Origin of the sequence: Burkholderia thailandensis E264, from assembly GCF_000012365.1 — a bacterium.
GTDB lineage: Bacteria > Pseudomonadota > Gammaproteobacteria > Burkholderiales > Burkholderiaceae > Burkholderia > Burkholderia thailandensis.
This window is the reverse complement of sequence record NC_007650.1, coordinates 713,536-733,070: the sequence shown is the minus strand read 5'-3', so window position 1 is coordinate 733,070 and position 19,535 is coordinate 713,536. Positions and strand designations below refer to the sequence as shown.

The window sequence follows — 19,535 nt, the reverse complement described above, 5'->3', positions numbered from 1 at the left end:
AAATCCAAAATGAAACAGAATAAAAATCTAGGACTAGAGGGGTTGCGCGGACTCGCCTGCATGGCGGTCATGATTGGCCACTTTTCTTATATTTTCTCCCCTTATCTCGCATCTTTATTTCGCCCCGTACCATTTCTCATTCAACCGTCCGCACTTGAACGCTGGATTTCAATTCCACCGCTAACGCTTGCTTATAGTGCCGACGCAGCCGTCTGCGTATTTTTTGTCATCAGTGGTTACGTACTAACGACTAAGTTTTTCACGACAGAAGAACTCCCCGCCCTTCAATCGGCTGCTGCGAAGCGGTACATACGTCTTGGCTTGCCAAGCTTCGCATCGATATTCCTGGCGTGGATACTATGGCGCTCCGGCGCAATCTACACGGCGCACGCAAGTGAAATCGGCGTCGCCGGATGGGTGTCGAGTTGGTATGCAGGGCCATTCACGTTCTCCGACGTGTTCACCGACGGCCTCGCCGGCGCTCCACTATTTTCCCGTACCGCACTCAATCCAGCCCTCTGGACGATCCAGGTCGAACTGATCGGCTCAATCGTCCTGTTCGCCATCATTGCCTTGTTCGGCAAAAGGCCAATCCTCTTGGTTCTCTGGTTTCTGTTCTTTGCGAACATATTTGGCCTTCAATCACCGAACGTTCTCTTTTATCTCTCGTTCTTGGCTGGCGCAATTCTCAATATCGTTCGACCTTGGTTGATTCGTAACCAAGTGGCGTCGCTCGTCACAGTCTCGCTCGGAATATTCGGCGTTTCCTATAACCAGCAACCCATGTTCGACATACTACGAATGATCCCATTGCCGAACTTGAAGCCTCTCGGCCCGAATTTCAACGACAATCCCGATTTGCTGTGGCACACAGTAGGATCGATTCTGTTAGTCGCAGGCGTAATCGGCTCGCGGCGCCTCTCAGCAATCATAGGCTCGCGCATTCCGGTATTCCTTGGAAAGATCTCATTTTCGATCTACGTGATTCACGTGCCAGTCCTTGCGTCCGTTGGGCTGCGTGTAGCGGCGGCTGCGCAAATCTCCGGACTGAGGTATGAACAGAGCGTAGCGTTGGCATTTGTAGCATACGTAATGGCAGTCATCGGGGGTGCCATCCTTTTCGAACGATGGATCGACGCGCCATCAATTCGTTTAGCCAACCGTATGGCGAATAGGGCGGCGAGCGTGGAAAAATTGCAAGGTCAGTCGATCGCACCATGGCATTGATCTCCCGCGCAATATCCCCCCCCCTCTCCTCCGCGACAAACCCGCAAAATACAACCTTGCACGCACTGCAACAGAATTGTGACCTGCCCTCATCGATGAGGATCGATGCGGATCGAGGCGGATCGTCGCGTTGCTCGCTGAATGCGGCGGACGTGTCAGGAATTTCGTGTGCTGAGGCCGGTTAAAGGTCTCAGTTGATGGCGGAGGTGAATCGCTCGCCGAACAGAATGGCGAACTGATTAACTGCTTGCCGCCAAGTGATAGGCGGCATCTTCCAATCCTTTTCGATGTTGCGCAAGGCCAGATACAGCAGTTTGCTGGCGGCTTCGTCGCTCGGGAAGTGGCCGCGGTTCTTGACGATCTTGCGCAACTGCATGTGCATGCTCTCGATAGCGTTTGTCGTATATACGATTCGACGCACCTCCGGCGGATAGGCAAAGAAGGGAATCACCTGTTCCCATTGGCGCTGCCACATGGCCGCGACGGTAGGGAATTTGCGGCCCCACTCGCTCTGCGCAAAGGCGTCGAGCGCCGCTGCCGCCGCCTCGGCCGTGGCGGCCTGGTAGATCGGCTTGATCGCGGCAGCCAGCGGCTTGCGATCCTTCCAGCTCGCCAGATTCAGCGAATTGCGGATCAGATGCACGATGCAGGTCTGGATTTGGGCGGCCGGATAGACCGCCTCGATCGCTTCGGGGAAGCCGCGCAACCCATCGACCACCGCGATCAGGATGTCGTGCAAGCCGCGGTTCTTCAGCTCGTTGAAGACCTTCAGCCAGAACTTGGCGCCTTCGGTTTGCTCGATCCACAAACCCAGTACTTCCTTGCGGCCGTCGGCGCGGATGTTCGAGACACCACTGGCGATCGTGAGCGAGAAACGCGCGGGCCTCGGGCGGCAGGTGGTCGCGCACGGTGAGCCGGTCGCCGGGGCGACGGCCACGCACATGCGAAGCCACCAGTCGGTAATCGTCGTAGATGCAGATCGAAGCATCGGTCGCACGCAGCCACAACCGCTTGCCGACCAACGAGAATGGCACGGAATACAGCATGCGCTGATGCGCGACATGGCAGTCCCGGTGGACCGAGACCTTGTGCCAGGTGCCCAGATCGGGCGCGACGGTGGGCAGTTCTCGCATGAGGGGCCGTTCGAGTTCGAACAACTCGAGCGGTACTTTGCGCGTAGTGCCGTGGATGCGGCGCCCCGCTTCGTGCATGACCCAATGACGCGCCTGCGCGTTCAGGTCCGTGAAGTCGCGGAACTGGCGCAGCGGCAAGAAGTTGCCCTTTACGTATTTGACGCCGGCTTCCACGATGCCCTTCTTGGGCGGATCGGCCGGTGGGCAAGGATCGATGCGGAAGCCGTACCCTTCGGCACATTCCGCATAGGCGCGTTGCACGACGGGATCGTATGTACAGGCACGCGTGATTGCGCATTTGGGGTTATCGATGATCACGCGCGTGGGGACACCGCCGAACCATTCGAACGCGCGGCGATGGCATCCGAGCCAAGTCGCGACCGTCTGGTCCCAGACGAACTCGACGTACTGGTGTCGCGAGAAGGCAAGCGTCATCACGAACGCCCACGTGCGCTTGAACACACCGTCGGCGTCGGGCAGCATCGGGCCGGCGCCGAAATCCACCTGTGCGGCTTCCCCTGGTGCAAAGCTCAGCGGCACGGTGGCGTCGGGCGGCCGATCGGCGTTGATCGAAACGATCATGCGATAAACCGACGAATAGCTGCCGGTGTAGCCGTGCTCGCGCCGTAATGCGGCCAGAATCGCGGTGCCGGGCACGTTCTGCTCGAGCCATGAGGCGATCAGAGCGCGGTGGACCTCGAGCCCTGAGACCGTCGACCTGGCCTTGTGCGGCGGGCCTAGCGCCGCGGCGATCTCGGCGTCATCCGGTAATGGCGCATCGGGCCTCAGCCAGCCGCATCGTTCGGCCAACTCTCGCAGTGCGGCGAGCTTGCGTCGGCCCATGTAGCGGCAGCGCGCCAGTTCGCGCTCGGAATCCCCGTGGCGCATGCGCACGAGAACCTGTCGATATTGATGCATCTCGATTCTCCGTCGGCCCATCGCAGCCTCCCTTGGGGGATCACGCCCCACAAGTTAAGCCTGCAATGAGCATCACGATCGAGATGCTCGATTCCTTCCCTGGCTCCTATATGCCGGAAACGAAGTGGCTCCTTTATGCCGAAAACGCCCCGGCTCCTTTATGCCGGAAGCCCGGTGGCTCCTATATGGCGGAAGATGACACCTCACACACAAACATTCGGATAGGCTCAAAATTGACGGCAAACCGATTTTGCCCACGCCAGCGAATGTCAAATACGCACGTCGGCTTGCAATAGAAATTCGCAGCCGGATTCGTCACGGCACGTTCAGCATGGTCGAGTACTTCCCGGAGGATGGCACCACCACTTCGCTGCTACTCGGCGACTGGCTCGACCGATGGCTCGCTGCACAGCGTATCGAGAAATCTACGAAAGATGGCTACACAACCGCAATCAAATTCTGGAAGGAAACACCCCGCGATCTTGGTCAAACACGTCCCTTGGGTGGCGTCTCGATTAAATCGCTAAAGACGATCGATATCCAGACTGCCGTCGCAAACCGGCCGGACCTCACTGGGAAAACGATCAATAACTATCTTTCCGTCCTGCGCAGCGCACTGTCGCTCGCAGTAAAGGATAAGCTCATTGTCGAGAGTCCAGCCGACGCTGTACCACCAGCCAAACATCAGAAACAGCCCCCAGATCCATTTTCGGCGGAGGAATCGAATTCGATAATTGCCTGCGCCGAGCGCTCGTATCCGGGACAGGTCCACAACGTGACCGAATTTTGGTTCTGGACCGGCCTACGCACTTCCGAAATCTACGGACTGGAATGGCCGCACGTCGATTTCGCAAGCGGGACGCTTCTGATAGCAAAAGCATTCGTCCGTGGCGAACAGATGGACCGGACGAAAACCAAGGTGGCTCGGCTGGTGATTTTGAATAGCCGCGCGCTTGCAGCACTGCAGCGTCAACGCGCATTTACCCAAATGGCGAATGGCCGCGTCTTTCATGACCCACGATATAACGAAGGATGGGCCGACGAGGACGCCTTCAGACGGACGTATTGGGAACCAATGCTCAAGCGCCTAGGGATTCGCTATCGACGCCCATACAACATGAGGCATAGCTACGCGACGGCGATGCTCATGGCTGGGATGACGCCGGCATTCTGCGCAAAGCAGCTCGGCCACAGCGTGGAGATGTTCCTGACGACCTACTCAAAGTGGATCGACGGGGATCAGAACGACTTGGAGATGGCGAGACTGGAAAGGGCTATTTCCTCCCCAGAACCTCCCCAGGCGAAGGAAAAATCAACGTAACACGCTGATTTTCAATAGAAAAGAGTGGTGGGCCCGGCGGGTTTCGAACCCGCGACCAATCGATTATGAGTCGACTGCTCTAACCCCTGAGCTACAGGCCCTAAAAACGAATGCGACGCAAAAAAAGACCCGGTAATGCTAGCCGGGTCGGCATTGTAACAACTAAGTAAGGAAACCGCCGCCGGATTCTTTGCGCCCCGGCGGCGATCAATCAGAGTCTGACGATCAGTTCCCCTCGAGGAACGACTTCAGCTTGTCCGAACGGCTAGGATGACGCAGCTTGCGCAGCGCCTTCGCCTCGATCTGACGAATCCGCTCGCGGGTGACGTCGAACTGCTTGCCGACTTCCTCGAGCGTGTGATCGGTGCTCATTTCGATACCAAAGCGCATCCGCAGCACCTTCGCCTCGCGCGGCGTCAGCGAATCGAGCACGTCCTTCACGACGTCGCGCATGCTCGCATGCAGCGCGGCATCCGCCGGCGCGACCGTGTTGGTGTCCTCGATGAAGTCGCCGAGATGGGAATCGTCGTCGTCGCCGATCGGCGTTTCCATCGAGATCGGCTCCTTCGCGATCTTCATGATCTTGCGGATCTTGTCTTCCGGCATCTCCATCTTCTCGGCAAGCGTAGCCGGGTCCGGCTCGAGGCCGGTTTCCTGCAGGATCTGCCGCGAGATGCGGTTCATCTTGTTGATCGTCTCGATCATGTGAACCGGAATACGGATCGTGCGCGCCTGGTCCGCGATCGAGCGCGTGATGGCCTGGCGGATCCACCACGTCGCGTAGGTCGAGAATTTGTAGCCACGACGGTATTCGAACTTGTCCACGGCCTTCATCAGGCCGATGTTGCCTTCCTGGATCAGATCGAGGAACTGCAGGCCGCGGTTCGTGTACTTCTTCGCGATCGAGATCACGAGACGCAGGTTCGCCTCGGTCATCTCGCGCTTCGCCTGGCGCGCCTTCAGTTCGCCCGCCGCCATCTGGCGGTTGGTTTCCTTCAGGTCCTTCAGCGGCAGCACGACGCGCGCCTGCAAGTCGAGCAGACGCTGCTGCTGCTCGCGGATCGCCGGGATGTTGCGCGACAGGATCGCGCCGTACGAATGGCCTTCGGCCGCGACCTTCTCTGCCCAGTCGAGATCGGTCTCGCTGCCCGGGAAGCGCGCGATGAATTCCGAGCGCGGCATCCCGCACTTGTCGACGACGATGTGCAGAATCTGACGCTCGACCTGACGCACTTCGTCGACCTGCGCGCGCAACGTGTCGCACAGACGCTCGACGGTGCGCGCGGTGAAGCGGATCGACATCAGCTCGTTCTGGATCGTTTCCTGCGCCTTCAGGTACGACTTCGACTTGTAGCCTTCCTTCTCGAACGCGCGGCGCATCTTGTCGAACCATTCGCTGATCAGCGCGAACTTCTCGAGCGACGCGCGCTTCAGCGCTTCGAGCTGAGCCGCATTGGCGGTCGCTTGCGCGGCGCCGTCGTCGTCCTCTTCTTCCTCTTCGTCGTCCTCTTCGGCTTCCTCGTCCTCGTTCTCGATTTCCTCGGCGTCCTTCTCCGAGAAGCCGTCGGTATCGGCGGCGTTCGGATCGATCAGGCCGTCGACGAGCTCGTCGACGCGAATCTCCTCGTTCGCGACGCGCTCGGCCATCGCGAGGATGTCGGCGATCGTCGTCGGGCACGCGGAAATCGCCATCACCATGTGGCGCAGGCCGTCCTCGATCCGCTTCGCGATCTCGATTTCGCCCTCGCGCGTGAGCAGCTCGACCGTGCCCATCTCGCGCATGTACATCCGGACCGGATCGGTCGTGCGGCCGAATTCGGAATCGACGGTCGACAGCGCGACTTCCGCTTCCTCTTCGACTTCATCGTCGGACGACGCGGCGGGCGCGTTGTCGTTCAACAGCAGCGTCTCGGCGTCGGGCGCCTGCTCGTACACCGCGACGCCCATGTCGTTGAACGTGCCGATGATGCCTTCGAGCGCTTCCGTTTCCGTGAAGTTGTCCGGCAGATGGTCGTTGATTTCGGCGTACGTGAGGAAGCCACGCTCCTTGCCGAGCTTGATCAGCGCGCGCAGCTTCGTACGGCGCTCTTCGAGCTCCTCGGCCGTGCCGGGCGTGCTCGTCGCGAACGCTTCCTTCAGCAGCGCCTTTTCCTTGGCGCGGCGATCGCGCGCCTTGGCCTTTTCGCCTTTGCCCGACGCAGCGGTAGGCTGTTCGTCGCTCTGGTTTGCGTCGTCATCGACGGATACTTCGTTCAGCTTTTTCGTCATGGAGTTCGCCGTACCGGCTAAATCGACTCGCGGCTGCTGGACTACAGCCGGTTGAACCGTGGATGCTCGAGTAGCTGCCGTTTCGTCCGGCGCGGCAGCCGCTCCCCTTGCGCTTTTCGCACTCGCCCGCTTCAAAGCCGGCTTCGCCGTCTTCGCCTCGGACCTCACGACGACCCGTGATGCGCTGGCCGTCGGCGCCGGCGCAGCCTTGGCGGTGCCGGCCGCGGCTCTCTTCCTCGCAGGATGCGCCGCGCGGGCCGAAGACGTCTTTGCGGAAGCCGCGGATCGGGCCGGCGCGACCTTCATGGTCGATTCAGTCGCCTTGCCCGCCGCTTTTTTTCCGCCGGTAGTCTTTGCCATCGCGATTCTCGCCTCTGCTAGGAAAACAAACCGCTGAAAACCTTATATTATAGCACGTTGAGGCAGACCCCTCCCCGGCCGGTTCACAGCCCGAGCCTCCGTTTCATGTCTGCCAGGTTCTGATGCAAGTCCTTGATTTCCGCCAATTCCTCGGAAGAGGGCGCCGAGCGCTTCGACAGGCTGTTGAGCCTGTCGCAGCACGCGTCATAGCGCATCTTGAGCACCGCTGCCTGAAGCTCCTCACCTGCGATCCGTTCTCGCTCGCGCAATCCTTCCTGCGCCGCGTCGCTTTCCGGATTCTGCTGCATCAAGTCGCGGACATTTTCATCATAGACCAGAATTTCCCGGAAAATTTCGTCGTAGGTGGGCGCGTTGGCCGAATTGCGTAGCACGTCGGACAAAAGCCTGAATTCCGCCCCTTCTCCGAGCGCGAGCGCGTGGCCGATTACCTCGTCGAACAGTTCCCCGATTCTCGGCAGCGCCCGCAGCGTCGCAGCACTCTCGTCGTCGAGCACCGCCGCGATACGGGGATGCATCACCAGGTTGCGCAACGCGCGCTTCTCGCTGTCCGTCACGCGCCGCCGCTCGCTGCGGGCGGGCGCCTGGCGGGCCGGCGCGGCGATCCGCGCGTCCACCTCGGCGAGCGCGGCGACTTCGTCGAACGGAATCCGCAGCCGGTCCGCGAACATATGCATGATCTGCGCGCGCAACGCGTTCGCGGGCAGCGCCTGCAGCAGCGGCTTCGCATCGAACAGCGCCTTCGCGCGCCCTTCCGGCTGGTCGAGCTCCTTACCCGCCGTCGCTTCGTTCAGCAGGAACTGCGACAGCGGCATCGCCCGCTTCACCTGCTCCGAAAACGCATCCGTCCCGAATTCCCGCACGTAGCTGTCCGGATCGTGCTCCGGGGGCAGGAAGAGGAAGCGGATCGTCCGGTTGTCCGCCGCGTGCGGCAGGCACGCCTCGAGCGCGCGCCGCGCGGCGCGCCGGCCGGCCGCATCGCCGTCGAAGCTGAAGACGACCGTGTCCGTCTGCCGCAGCAGCTTCTGCACGTGGACCGGCGTGCACGCGGTGCCGAGGGTCGCCACCGCATTCGGGAAGCCGAGCTGCGCGAGCGCGACGACGTCCATGTACCCTTCGACGACGAGCGCGTACTTGTGCTCGCGAATCGCGAGCCTCGCCTCGAACAGGCCGTACAACTCGCTGCCCTTGTTGAACAGCGGCGTCTCGGGCGAATTCAGATACTTGGGCTCGCCGCCGTCCAGCACCCGGCCGCCAAAGCCGATGACCTGCCCCTTCACGTTGCGGATCGGGAACATGATCCGCTCGCGGAACCGGTCGTAGCGGCGCGCGGCGCCGTTCGCGTCGGTCTTATCGCTGACGATCACGAGGCCGGCGTCGACGAGCGAATCGTGACGATAATCGTCGAACGCCGCCTCGAGGTTCTGCCAGCCGTCCGGCGCGTAGCCGAGCCCGAAGCGCAGCGCGATCTCGCCCGTCAGGCCGCGCCGCTTCAGATACTGGATCGCGTTCGGCGCACCGCGCAGCTGCTTGCGGTAATAGTCGCAGGCGGTCTGCATCACGTCGGACAGCGCGGTCGTGACCGATTTCGACGCGGCGGGCGGCGCGTAGCCCTCGCCCGAGCCGCCGCCCGCGCCTCGCATCGGCGACGGTTCATGCGGCACCGTGAGCCCGACCGACTGCGCGAGCTCCTGCACCGCCTCGGGAAACGTGAGCCCCGCGTGCTCCATCAGGAAGCCGATCGCGGTGCCGTGCGCACCGCAGCCGAAGCAATGATAGAACTGCTTGGTCGGACTGACCGTAAACGACGGGCTCTTCTCGTTGTGAAACGGGCACAGCCCCATGAAATTGGCGCCGCCCTTCTTGAGCTGCACGTACCGGCCCACCACGTCGACGATGTCGACGCGGTTCAGCAAATCCTGCAGGAACGAATGCGGAATCACCGTTGGATCGATCGGAAGACGTGCCGGCCGACACGCGCCACAGCGGCCGGCGCGGGCCGCTTGAACGAGACGGGCGCGCGTCGCGCCGGCCGGGAGTTACTTCGAGAGCGCCGCCTTGACGAGCGCGGACACGGCCGTCATGTCGGCGCGGCCGGCGAGCTTGCCCTTCAGCACGCCCATCACCTTGCCCATGTCCTGCGGCCCCGCCGCACCCGTCTGCGCGACCGCCGCCTGCACTTCGGCCGCGATCTCGGCCTCCGACAGCTGTGCCGGCATGTACGCGGTCAGCACCGCCACTTCCGCCTGCTCCTTCTCGACGAGATCGGCGCGGCCGGCAGCCTCGAACTGGCTGATCGAATCCCTGCGCTGCTTGATCATCTTGTCGACCACCGCGGTGACGCCCGCGTCGTCGAGCGTCACGCGCTCGTCGACCTCGCGCTGCTTGATCGCGGCAAGCAGCAGGCGGATCGTCGCGAGCCGCTCGCTTTCCTTCGCGCGCATTGCGGCCTTCATGTCCTCACTGATCTGGTCTCTCAGACTCATCGTATTTCCGGTATCAAAAATTCCATGCGACGCCGCCTGGCGGCGTCAACACAAAAACCCGCTTGAGACGGTTTCTCAAGCGGGTTTGCTCGAATTCGGCATCGACGGCCTCGCTCGCGGAGCCCGCCGGTGCGCCGCCTAGCGAACCACGCGGCGCGGGCAATGCTCAGTAGAGCTTCTTCGGCAGCATCTGGCCGCGGATGCGCTTGTAGTGGCGCTTCACCGCAGCGGCCTTCTTGCGCTTGCGCTCCGCGGTCGGCTTCTCGTAGAACTCGCGCGCGCGCAACTCCGTCAGCAGACCGTTCTTTTCGATCGTGCGCTTGAAGCGGCGCATCGCAACTTCGAAAGGCTCATTTTCCTTAACGCGGATGATCGTCATGACCCGTCACGTAAAAAGAGAAAGTAAAGGTATTGCGGAGAAAGGTTTTCGAGTATAGCAGACGCGCTGCACAAACGCACTAACTCGTCAAGCGCCGCGCGCTGTCGGCGGCCGCGCGCCCGGCCGCGACGCCCGACGCCCACGCCCACTGGAAGTTGTAGCCGCCGAGCCAGCCCGTCACGTCGACCGCCTCGCCGACGAAAAACAGGCCCGGCACGCGCTCGCTCATCATCGTCGCCGACGACAGCTCGCGAGTGTCGACGCCGCCCTTCGTCACCTCGGCCTTCCGGTAGCCCTCGGTGCCGCTCGGCGTGAGCGTCCAGCGCGACAGCGTCTCGCCGATCCGGCGCAGCGTCTTGTCGGGCAAATCGGCAAGCCGCGCGTCCGCGCGCACCCGCTCGGCCTCGAGCCATGCGTGCGCGAGCCGCGCGGGCACCCATTCGGCGAGCAGCGTGCCGATCTGGCGCCGCGAGCCGGCCTTCGCGCGGATCAGCTCGTTCGCCGCGTCGAGCTGCGGCACGAGATCGACGTGAATCGGCTCGCCCGAGCGCCAGTAGCTCGAAATCTGCAGGATGCCCGGCCCGGACAGTCCGCGATGGGTGAGCAGGATGTCCTCGACGAACTCACCGCCGCCCTGCCTCGAGCCGGTGAACACCCTTGCCTCGAGCGACACGCCCGACAGCGCCGCGAACGGCGCCCACGCATCGGCCGAAAAGGTCAGCGGAACGAGCGCCGGCCGCGTGTCGACGAGTTTGTGGCCGAACTGTTTCGCGATCCGGTAAGCGAAATCGGTCGCGCCGATCTTCGGGATCGACAGCCCGCCCGTGGCGACAACAAGCGCCCGCGCGCCGATCGCGCCCGCGCTCGTGTCGAGCGCGAAGCCGTCCGCCTGCGCGTGCCGCACCGCGTCGACCGTCACCGGCCGCCGCCACGCGACGCCGCCCGCGTCGCACTCGCTTTTCAGCACATCGATGATCGCATCGCTCGAGTGGTCGCAAAAGAGCTGGCCCTTGTGCTTCTCGTGCCACGTGACGCGATAGTTCTTCAGGAGCCCGAGGAAATCGCGCGGCGTGTAGCGCGCGAGCGCCGAGCGGCAGAAATGCGGATTCGCGGACAGATAGTTGTCCGGCCCCGCGTACAGATTCGTGAAATTGCAGCGCCCGCCGCCCGAGATGCGGATCTTCTCCGCGAGCCGCGGCGAGTGATCGAGCAGCACGACGCGCCGCCCGAGCTGCCCCGCCACCGCGGCCGTCATCATGCCGGCCGCGCCCGCGCCGATCACGGCGATATCGAATTTTTCCATGGCGCGGATTGTACCCGCGTCGCGCGCCGCGTCGCCCACGCCCCGGCGGGCAAGGCTGCCGCGCTGTTATACTTTTTTGTTACGTTGATTTCCGGCCGCGCGCGCATCGATGCGGCCGCCGCACACCACCATGCTCGTTCTCGGCATCGAAAGCTCCTGCGACGAAACCGGCCTCGCGCTCTACGACACCGGGCGCGGCCTGCTCGCGCACGCGCTTCACTCGCAGATTGCGATGCACCGCGAATACGGCGGCGTCGTCCCCGAGCTCGCGTCGCGCGACCACATTCGCCGCGCGCTGCCGCTGCTCGAGGAAGTGCTCGCCGCTGGCGGCGCACGCCGCGAGGACATCGACGCGATCGCGTTCACGCAAGGGCCCGGCCTCGCGGGCGCGCTGCTCGTCGGCGCGAGCATCGCGAACGCGCTCGCGTTCGCGTGGGACAAGCCGACCATCGGCATCCATCACCTCGAAGGGCATCTGCTGTCGCCGCTCCTCGTTGCCGAGCCGCCGCCGTTTCCGTTCGTCGCGCTGCTCGTGTCGGGCGGCCACACGCAGTTGATGCGCGTGACCGACGTCGGCGTCTACGAGACGCTCGGCGAAACGCTCGACGACGCCGCCGGCGAAGCGTTCGACAAGACCGCGAAGCTGCTCGGCCTTGGCTATCCCGGCGGACCGGAAGTGTCGAAGCTCGCCGAAGCCGGCACGCCGGGCGCGGTCGTGCTGCCGCGGCCGATGCTCCATTCGGGGGATCTCGACTTCAGCTTCAGCGGGCTGAAGACCGCCGTGCTCACGCAAATGAAGAAGCTCGAAGCCGCGCACGCGAGCGGCGCCGAGCTCGATCGCGCGAAGGCCGATCTCGCGCGCGGCTTCGTCGACGCGGCCGTCGACGTGCTCGTCGCGAAGTCGCTCGCCGCGCTGAAGAAGACGCGGCTCAAGCGGCTCGTCGTCGCGGGCGGCGTCGGCGCGAACCGGCAGTTGCGCGCGGCGCTGTCGGCCGCCGCCGGGAAGCGCGGCTTCGACGTCCATTATCCCGACCTCGCGCTCTGCACCGACAACGGCGCGATGATCGCGCTCGCGGGCGCGCTGCGGCTCGCGCGCTGGCCGTCGCAGGCGAGCCGCGACTACGCATTCACGGTGAAACCGCGCTGGGACCTCGCGTCGCTCGCGCGATAGCGCGCGAAGCACGACGAGCCCGCAATACGGTTTCGGCGCGACATCGCCGACGCGGCTCGCGGCGGAACGCGATGCCGTAGCCGTAACGCGCTCGTGCCCGCGCAAGATGCCGGGCACGAAGACGAAAGCGCGCAAACGACGCCAGCGAGCGCGCCGCGCGACCGCCTGATCCGTTCGACACTTGCCGCCAGACATCACGCTCGCCCGACACGCGAATCGGCGACGATCATCGCCGAACGCGGTCGCCGGCAGCGCAGGCCGCGGCCCGTCGCACGGGAACCGCAGCCTGGCCGCCGAACCGGCCGCGCCGAGCCGAGCCCACACGCACCGCCGCCACGCCCAAACGAAAAAGGCCGTTCGATTCGAACGGCCCCTTCCTCGAATGCGGCGAGCGTCGCCGCGCGGCGTCGACGCTTACGCGCGTCGCCGCTTGTCGCGCTCGATCAGTGCATACGCGCTGTGATTGTGAATCGACTCGAAGTTCTCCGCCTCGAGCACGTACGCGACGATCCGCTCGTCGGCATCGAGCCGCCGCGCGACGTCGCGCACCAAGTCCTCGACGAACTTCGGATTCTCGTACGCGCGCTCGGTGACGAACTTCTCGTCGGGACGCTTGAGAAGGCCCCACAGCTCGCACGACGCCTCTTCCTCCGCGATCCGGATCAGATCCTCGACCGGCACGTCGGCCGCGAGCTCAGCATCGATCGTCACGTGCGAGCGCTGGTTGTGCGCGCCGTACTGCGAAATCTTCTTCGAGCACGGGCAAAGGCTTGTCACGGGCACGAGCACCTTCGCGAACACGCGCGTGAGCCCGTCGCGCACGTCGCCCGTCAGCGTGACCTCGTAATCGAGCAGGCTGCGCACGCCCGACACGGGCGCCGTCTTGTTCACGAAGTACGGAAACGACACCTCGATGCGCCCCGCCTGCGCTTCGAGCTTCTCGAGCATCGTCGCGAGCATCGCGCGAAACGCGTCGGCCGTCAGCGGGCCGCCGCTCTCCTCGAGCAGCGCGACGAAGCGCGACATGTGCGTGCCCTTCTGATCGGCCGGCAGATGCACATCCAGATTCCAGGTGCCGACGGTGGCCTGCGTCTCGCCTTCGGCGGTGCGCACCGTCAGCGGATGCCGGACCGCGCGCACGCCGACGCGCTGAATCGGCATCTGCCGGGTGTCGACCGTGCTCTGCACGTCGGGCATCACGAATTCGGGATTCATCAGGTTCATCTTGTTCGATCCTTGTAGGGGCATGCGGCGCGACATCGCGCCATACCGCATGACCTGCCGGAAATGCAACATGGGCCCGCAGGCCCATGCATTCGAGGGAAAGCCGCCGCGCGGCGGCCTGATGCGAAGCGACGCGACGTTATGCGACGCGCTTCGCCGGACTCGCGACGTTCGCCGCGTGGTTCAGGAAGCGCTCGCGAATCGATTTCGCGATGCCATCGCCGTCGAGACCGCACATCGCAAGCAGCTTCGCCGGATCGCCGTGATCGACGAAGCGGTCCGGCAGGCCGAGCTGCAGCACCGGACGGACCGCGCCGCCTTCCATCATCGCCTCGACGCACGCGGAGCCCGCGCCGCCCATCACGCAGCCTTCCTCGACGGTGACGAGGTAGTCGTGCGTCTGCGCGAGCTCTCGAACGAGCTCGGCGTCGATCGGCTTCACGAAACGCATGTTCGCCACGGTCGCGTCGAGCGCGTCGGCGGCCGCAAGCGACGGCGCGACCATCGTGCCGAACGCGAGAATCGCGACGCGCTTGCCGTCCGGCTGCGACGTGCGACGGCGCACTTCGCCCTTGCCGAGCGGAATCTCGGTGAACGCCTTGACGGTCGCAACGCCCGTGCCTGCGCCGCGCGGATAACGGACCGCGGTCGGGTTCGGCTGCTGCAGCGCGGTGTGCAGCATCTGGCGACACTCGTTCTCGTCCGACGCGGCCATCACCGTCATGTTCGGGATGCAGCGCAGGAATGCGAGATCGTATGCGCCCGCATGCGTCGCGCCGTCCGCGCCGACGAGGCCCGCGCGATCGATCGCGAACACGACGGGCAGGTTCTGCAGCGCGACGTCGTGAATCAGCTGATCATAGGCGCGCTGCAGGAAAGTCGAGTAGATCGCGACGACGGGCTTGAGCCCTTCCGTCGCGAGGCCGCCCGCGAACGTCACCGCGTGCTGCTCGGCAATGCCGACGTCGTAGTAGCGCTCCGGGAAGCGCTTCTCGAACTCGACCATGCCCGAGCCTTCGCGCATCGCGGGCGTGATGCCGACCACGCGCGCATCGAGCTCCGCCGCGTCGCACAGCCATTCGCCGAATACCTGCGTGTAGGTCTTCTTCGCCGGCGTCGCGGACGGCTTGATGCCTTCCGCCGGGTTGAACTTGCCGGGCCCGTGATAGAGCACCGGATCGGCCTCAGCGAGCTTGTAGCCCTGTCCCTTCTTCGTCACGACGTGCAGGAACTGCGGGCCGCGCAGTTCCTTGATGTTCTGCAGCGTCGGGATCAGCGAATCGAGATCGTGGCCGTCGATCGGCCCGATGTAGTTGAAGCCGAATTCCTCGAAGAGCGTCGCGGGCACCACCATGCCCTTCGCATGCTCCTCGAGCTTGCGCGCGAGCTCGAGCACGGGCGGCGCGACGCTCAGCACGCGTTCGACGCCCGCGCGCGCGGCCGCGTAGAAGCGGCCCGACATCAGGCGCGCGAGATGGCGGTTCAGCGCGCCGACGGGCGGCGAGATCGACATGTCGTTGTCGTTCAGGATCACGAGGAGCTTCGCGTCCTCGGACACGCCCGCGTTGTTCATCGCCTCGAACGCCATGCCGGCCGTCATCGCGCCGTCGCCGATCACCGCGATCGAGAAGCGGTCGTCGCCGTTCAGCTTGCTGCCGATCGCCATCCCGAGCGCAGCCGAGATCGACGTGCTCGAGTGCGCGGTGCCGAACGTGTCGTATTCGGATTCCGAGCGGCGCGGAAAGCCCGAGATGCCGTCGAACTGGCGCAGCGTCTTCATCCCGTCGCGGCGGCCCGTCAGGATCTTGTGCGGATAGGTCTGGTGACCGACGTCCCACACGATCCGGTCGTCCGGCGTGTTGAACACGTAATGCAGCGCGATCGTCAGCTCGACCGTGCCGAGATTGGACGACAAATGGCCGCCCGTCTTCGACACGCTGTCGAGAACGAACGCGCGCAGCTCGTCGGCGAGCGGCTGCAGTTGGCGACGATCGAGACGGCGCAGGTCCGCCGGGTCGTCGATGGTTTTCAGCAAGTCGTACATCGTCGTTCCATTGTAGGAAAACAAACGCGCCCGCACTTCTTGCGCGCACCACCCGTAGCGTGGGCGCGGCGGCGGGCTTTCGCGTCAGCTGACCCGGTTCACCACCAGGTCCGCCAGTTCGGCCAGGCGCTGCGCGCGCGCGCCGAACGGCTGGAGCGCGGCGTGCGCGTCGGCGCGCAGTCGCGCGGCAAGCGCGCGCGACGCGTCGAGACCGATGATCGACACGTAGGTCGGCTTGTCGTTCGCCGCGTCCTTGCCGGCCGTCTTGCCGAGCGTCGCGGAATCGGTGGTGACGTCGAGAATGTCGTCCACCACCTGGAACGCGAGGCCGACAGCCGCCGCATAGGCGTCGAGCGCGCGCATCGCGTCGTCGGACGGCGTCTCGCCCGCAAGCGCGCCCATGCGCACGGACGCGCGCAACAGCGCGCCCGTCTTCATCCGGTGCATCGTCTCCAGCGCGTCGCGCGTGAGCGCGACGCCGACGCTCGCGAGATCGATCGCCTGACCGCCCGCCATGCCGATCGAGCCGCTCGCGAGCGCCAGCTCGCGCACGAGCGCGGCCTGCCGGTCGGCCGGCAGCGCGGCGGCGTCGGTCAGCGCGACGAAGGCCTGTGACTGCAGCGCGTCGCCGACGAGGAGCGCGGTCGGCTCGTCGTACTTGACGTGGACGGTCGGCTTGCCGCGACGCAGCGCATCGTCGTCCATGCACGGCATGTCGTCGTGCACGAGCGAATATACGTGAATCATCTCGAGCGCCGACGACGCGGCGTTCAGCGCCGCCTCCGACGCGCCCGTGAGCTCGCCCGCCGCATGGCACAGCAGCGGACGCACCCGTTTGCCGCCCCCGAGCACCGCATAACGCATCGCCTCGTGCAGTTGCGCGGGCGCCACAGTCTCAGCCGGCAAATAATGGCCGAGGGCCGTCTCGACACGCTCGAGCACCGAGCGCATCCATTGGTCGAATGTCATAGATCGTCGTCTTCGCCGTCCGCAGCGGCCGTTCCAGCGGAAAGCGGCTTGAGCGCGGCGCCGTCGAGCACGCGCACCTGCTGCTCCGCTTTTTCCAATTGTTGTTGGCAAAATGCAACGAGCGCCGCGCCGCGGCGATAGGCCGCAAGCGAATCCTCGAGGCTCAGCGTCCCGCCCTCCATTCGGGCGACGAGCGCCTCCAGTTCCGCGAGCGCCATCTCGTAGTTTTCCGGCAGCGGCCCGGAACCGGGGTCGGACGCGGACGCGCCTGGGGTTGCGGTTTTCGCCATGGACGGGATGTCAAAATTCAAAACAAGTCGGACATTCTACGGCAAAAGAGAATTTTCCGACCTGCCGACTTGGCTTCGCGGCGCCTGCACGCGGCGTGCAGCGTGTGCAATCCGCACGAAACGCGTCCATATTCATGGAAAAATTTGACACAAATCAGTCACTTATCCCACCCCAAGGAAGTCGATCCGGGTATAATCTCCGGTTCCCCTAAATCGAATTTTCGATGGTTGGGTTGTTCACTGCTTTCACGCTTTCACCGGGAGTGGGAATGTCCAATCTGAGCGACGCTCTGCAATTGAAGTCGGCACATAGCCAGCTTCCCGTCACCGCATATTTCGATGAGGCGCTCCTCGCGCGCGAAATCGAAACCCTTTTCAAGAAAGGACCTCGCTACATCGGGCACGAATTGATGGTGCCCGAAGCAGGAGACTATTTTGCGCTGCCTTCCGAAAACGAAGGCCGCGTGCTGGTGCGCAACCAGGCTTCGCAGATCGAACTGCTCTCGAACGTGTGCCGCCACCGCCAGGCGATCATGCTGAACGGTCGCGGGCACGCGCAGAATATCGTCTGCCCGCTGCATCGCTGGACCTACGATCTCGAAGGCCAGTTGCTCGGCGCGCCGCATTTTCCGGACAAGCCCTGCCTGAACCTGCACGCGACGCCGCTGCAGAACTGGCAGGGACTGTTGTTCGAAGCCGAGGGCCGCGACGTCGCGCACGATCTCGCGACGCTCGGCACGAAGCATCACTTCGACTTTTCGGACTACCTGTTCGATCACGTCGAGATCCACGAGTGCGACTACAACTGGAAGACCTTCATCGAGGTCTATCTCGAGGATTACCACGTGGTGCCGTTCCATCCGGGCCTCGGCAGTTTCGTGTCGTGCGACGACCTGAAGTGGGAGTTCGGCGACTGGTACAGCGTGCAGACGGTCGGCGTGCACAACGCGCTCGCGAAGCCGGGCAGCCCGACGTACCAGAAGTGGCACGATCAGGTCCTGCGCTATCGCAACGGCGTGCCGCCCGAGTTCGGCGCGATCTGGATGGTCTATTACCCGGGCCTCATGATCGAGTGGTATCCGCACGTGCTCGTCGTGTCGTGGCTGATTCCGCGCGGCCCGCAGAAGACGACGAACATCGTCGAGTTCTACTACCCCGAGGAAATCGCGCTGTTCGAGCGCGAGTTCGTCGAGGCGGAACGCGCCGCGTACATGGAAACCGCGATCGAGGACGACGAGATCGCGCTGCGCATGGACGCAGGCCGCCGCGCGCTGATGGAGCGCGGCGAATCGCAGGTCGGCCCCTATCAGAGCCCGATGGAAGACGGCATGCAACACTTCCACGAGTTCCTGCGCCGGCAGCTCGGCGCGCTCTGAGCTCAGCTTCGGCGCGCTTCGCGCGGCATTCGCCGAAAACTTGTTCGATCCGGGCTCGCGCCGGGCATGCACGGAAAAGACGGGCTGCGGCCCGTCTTTTTTTGTTTAGACTTAGAGCATCTGGCCCGTATCTCCAACGGAGGCGTCATGCCACACACTCACTACACCACGCTCATCTCGGCGGACAATCTCGCCGAACGTCTCGCGGCCGCGCCGGGCAGCGTGCTCGTGTTCGATTGCCGCTTCGATCTCGCCGATACCGCCCTCGGCGAGCAGACTTACGCGGCCGGGCACATTCCGGGCGCGCATTACCTGCATCTCGACCGCGACCTGTCGGGCGCGAAAACCGGCACGAACGGTCGTCACCCGCTGCCCGCTCGCGATGCGCTCGCCGACACGCTGAAGGCCCACGGACTCAAGCAGAATCAGCAGGTCGTCGCGTACGACGCGCAAGGCGGCATGTACGCCGCGCGCCTGTGGTGGCTGCTGCGCTGGCTCGGACACGATTCCGTCGCGGTGCTCGACGGCGGCCTGCAGGCGTGGCAATCGGCAGGGCACGCGGTGTCGCAGGACACGCCGCCGAAGTCGGCCGGCGACTTCCGCGCGGGCGCGCCGCTTGCGACGGTCGTCGACACGCAGGCGGTGCTCGCGAATCTCACGACGAAAAGCCAGCTCGTGATCGATGCGCGCGCCGCCGACCGCTATCGCGGCGAGAACGAGACGATCGATCGCGTCGGCGGGCATATCCCCGGCGCGCTCAATCGTTTCTTCAAGGACAACCTGACCACCGACGGGCGCTTCAAGAGCGGTCACGAACTGCGCGAGGCGTTCAATCCGCTGCTCGGCGCGACGCCGCCGAACAAGGTGATCCTGCAATGCGGCTCCGGCGTCACCGCGTGCCACAATGCGCTCGCGATGGAGATCGCCGGCCTGCACGACCCGGCGCTGTACGCGGGCTCATGGAGCGAATGGAGCTCGGACCCGTCCCGCCCGGTCGCGACGGGCGCGAATCCGTAAGCGCGCAAGCGGGGCCGCGCGCACGGCCCCG

Annotated in this window: 15 protein-coding genes, 1 tRNA gene and 2 pseudogenes; 6 read left to right on the top strand and 12 right to left on the bottom strand. The window is 64.3% G+C overall.

Annotation, left to right across the window (positions count from 1 at the left end; all coding sequences use genetic code 11):
• The first annotated feature begins 9 nt into the window (after positions 1 to 9).
• Entirely contained in the window at positions 10 to 1,227 is a 1,218-nt protein-coding gene (locus tag BTH_RS03255) for an acyltransferase family protein (protein ID WP_011400964.1), read from the top strand.
• A 190-nt stretch (positions 1,228 to 1,417) separates the two neighbouring features.
• Here BTH_RS03255 and BTH_RS33150 read toward each other — a convergent pair.
• Together BTH_RS33150 and istA are read right to left on the bottom strand one after the other, a co-directional pair.
• Positions 1,418 to 2,068 (bottom strand): annotated as a pseudogene (locus BTH_RS33150) (IS256 family transposase); the annotation flags it as partial.
• A pseudogene (istA, locus tag BTH_RS29650) lies at positions 2,058 to 3,278 on the bottom strand (IS21 family transposase); the annotation flags it as partial. The pseudogenes BTH_RS33150 and istA, both read right to left, overlap by 11 nt.
• Before the next feature lie 250 nt (positions 3,279 to 3,528).
• Between istA and BTH_RS29645 the strand changes: the two are divergent.
• Positions 3,529 to 4,599 (top strand): tyrosine-type recombinase/integrase, encoded by a 1,071-nt coding sequence (locus BTH_RS29645; protein ID WP_011400962.1) that lies wholly within the window; start codon positions 3,529 to 3,531, stop codon positions 4,597 to 4,599.
• A gap of 25 nt (positions 4,600 to 4,624) precedes the next feature.
• Here the strand turns inward: BTH_RS29645 and BTH_RS03235 are convergent.
• Positions 4,625 to 4,700: transfer RNA gene (locus tag BTH_RS03235), tRNA-Ile, on the bottom strand.
• A gap of 124 nt (positions 4,701 to 4,824) precedes the next feature.
• The gene (gene rpoD, locus BTH_RS03230) at positions 4,825 to 7,035 is read right to left on the bottom strand and encodes an RNA polymerase sigma factor RpoD (RefSeq protein ID WP_373365257.1); all 2,211 of its coding nucleotides are present in this window, start codon (positions 7,033 to 7,035) and stop codon (positions 4,825 to 4,827) included.
• On the opposite strand from rpoD, the gene BTH_RS35815 reads away from it, so the two are divergent.
• Entirely contained in the window at positions 6,926 to 7,264 is a 339-nt protein-coding gene (locus BTH_RS35815; protein ID WP_009895748.1) for a hypothetical protein, read from the top strand. The two genes, rpoD and BTH_RS35815, sit on opposite strands and share 110 nt — an antisense overlap.
• Before the next feature lie 46 nt (positions 7,265 to 7,310).
• Here the strand turns inward: BTH_RS35815 and dnaG are convergent, their stop codons facing one another.
• The 4 genes from dnaG to BTH_RS03205 all read right to left on the bottom strand — a co-directional run bounded on the left by dnaG (position 7,311) and on the right by BTH_RS03205 (position 11,413).
• The gene (gene dnaG / locus BTH_RS03220; protein ID WP_009895746.1) at positions 7,311 to 9,188 is read right to left on the bottom strand and encodes a DNA primase; all 1,878 of its coding nucleotides are present in this window, start codon (positions 9,186 to 9,188) and stop codon (positions 7,311 to 7,313) included.
• A 96-nt stretch (positions 9,189 to 9,284) separates the two neighbouring features.
• Entirely contained in the window at positions 9,285 to 9,731 is a 447-nt protein-coding gene (locus tag BTH_RS03215) for a GatB/YqeY domain-containing protein (RefSeq protein WP_009895744.1), read from the bottom strand.
• Positions 9,732 to 9,897: 166 nt separating this feature from the next.
• The gene (gene rpsU, locus BTH_RS03210; protein WP_009895742.1) at positions 9,898 to 10,110 is read right to left on the bottom strand and encodes a 30S ribosomal protein S21; all 213 of its coding nucleotides are present in this window, start codon (positions 10,108 to 10,110) and stop codon (positions 9,898 to 9,900) included.
• 79 nt (positions 10,111 to 10,189) lie between these two features.
• Entirely contained in the window at positions 10,190 to 11,413 is a 1,224-nt protein-coding gene (locus BTH_RS03205) for an NAD(P)/FAD-dependent oxidoreductase (RefSeq protein WP_009895740.1), read from the bottom strand.
• 130 nt (positions 11,414 to 11,543) lie between these two features.
• On the opposite strand from BTH_RS03205, the gene tsaD reads away from it, so the two are divergent.
• The gene (gene tsaD / locus BTH_RS03200; RefSeq protein ID WP_009895739.1) at positions 11,544 to 12,584 is read left to right on the top strand and encodes a tRNA (adenosine(37)-N6)-threonylcarbamoyltransferase complex transferase subunit TsaD; all 1,041 of its coding nucleotides are present in this window, start codon (positions 11,544 to 11,546) and stop codon (positions 12,582 to 12,584) included.
• A 414-nt stretch (positions 12,585 to 12,998) separates the two neighbouring features.
• Here tsaD and folE2 read toward each other — a convergent pair whose 3' ends face one another.
• From folE2 to BTH_RS03180, 4 genes are all read right to left on the bottom strand, one after another.
• On the bottom strand, positions 12,999 to 13,808 hold the full coding sequence (gene folE2, locus BTH_RS03195; protein WP_009895738.1) for a GTP cyclohydrolase FolE2: 810 nt from the start codon (positions 13,806 to 13,808) through the stop codon (positions 12,999 to 13,001).
• 139 nt (positions 13,809 to 13,947) lie between these two features.
• On the bottom strand, positions 13,948 to 15,852 hold the full coding sequence (gene dxs, locus BTH_RS03190; RefSeq protein ID WP_009895737.1) for a 1-deoxy-D-xylulose-5-phosphate synthase: 1,905 nt from the start codon (positions 15,850 to 15,852) through the stop codon (positions 13,948 to 13,950).
• Between the two features lie 84 nt (positions 15,853 to 15,936).
• Positions 15,937 to 16,821: a polyprenyl synthetase family protein gene (locus BTH_RS03185; protein WP_009895736.1), complete on the bottom strand. Its 885-nt coding sequence runs from the start codon at positions 16,819 to 16,821 to the stop codon at positions 15,937 to 15,939.
• Positions 16,818 to 17,111 carry an exodeoxyribonuclease VII small subunit gene (locus BTH_RS03180; protein WP_006027817.1) on the bottom strand — a complete coding sequence of 98 codons (294 nt, stop codon included), beginning with the start codon at positions 17,109 to 17,111 and terminating at the stop codon, positions 16,818 to 16,820. The genes BTH_RS03185 and BTH_RS03180 overlap by 4 nt, the downstream gene beginning before the upstream one ends.
• Positions 17,112 to 17,380: 269 nt before the next feature.
• Here BTH_RS03180 and BTH_RS03175 point away from each other — a divergent pair, with 269 nt between their 5' ends.
• Both BTH_RS03175 and BTH_RS03170 read left to right on the top strand, forming a co-directional pair.
• The gene (locus tag BTH_RS03175) at positions 17,381 to 18,487 is read left to right on the top strand and encodes an aromatic ring-hydroxylating oxygenase subunit alpha (RefSeq protein WP_009895734.1); all 1,107 of its coding nucleotides are present in this window, start codon (positions 17,381 to 17,383) and stop codon (positions 18,485 to 18,487) included.
• Between the two features lie 147 nt (positions 18,488 to 18,634).
• Complete coding sequence (locus BTH_RS03170) at positions 18,635 to 19,504, top strand: sulfurtransferase (protein WP_009895732.1); 870 nt, start codon at positions 18,635 to 18,637, stop codon at positions 19,502 to 19,504.
• Positions 19,505 to 19,535 lie beyond the last annotated feature (31 nt).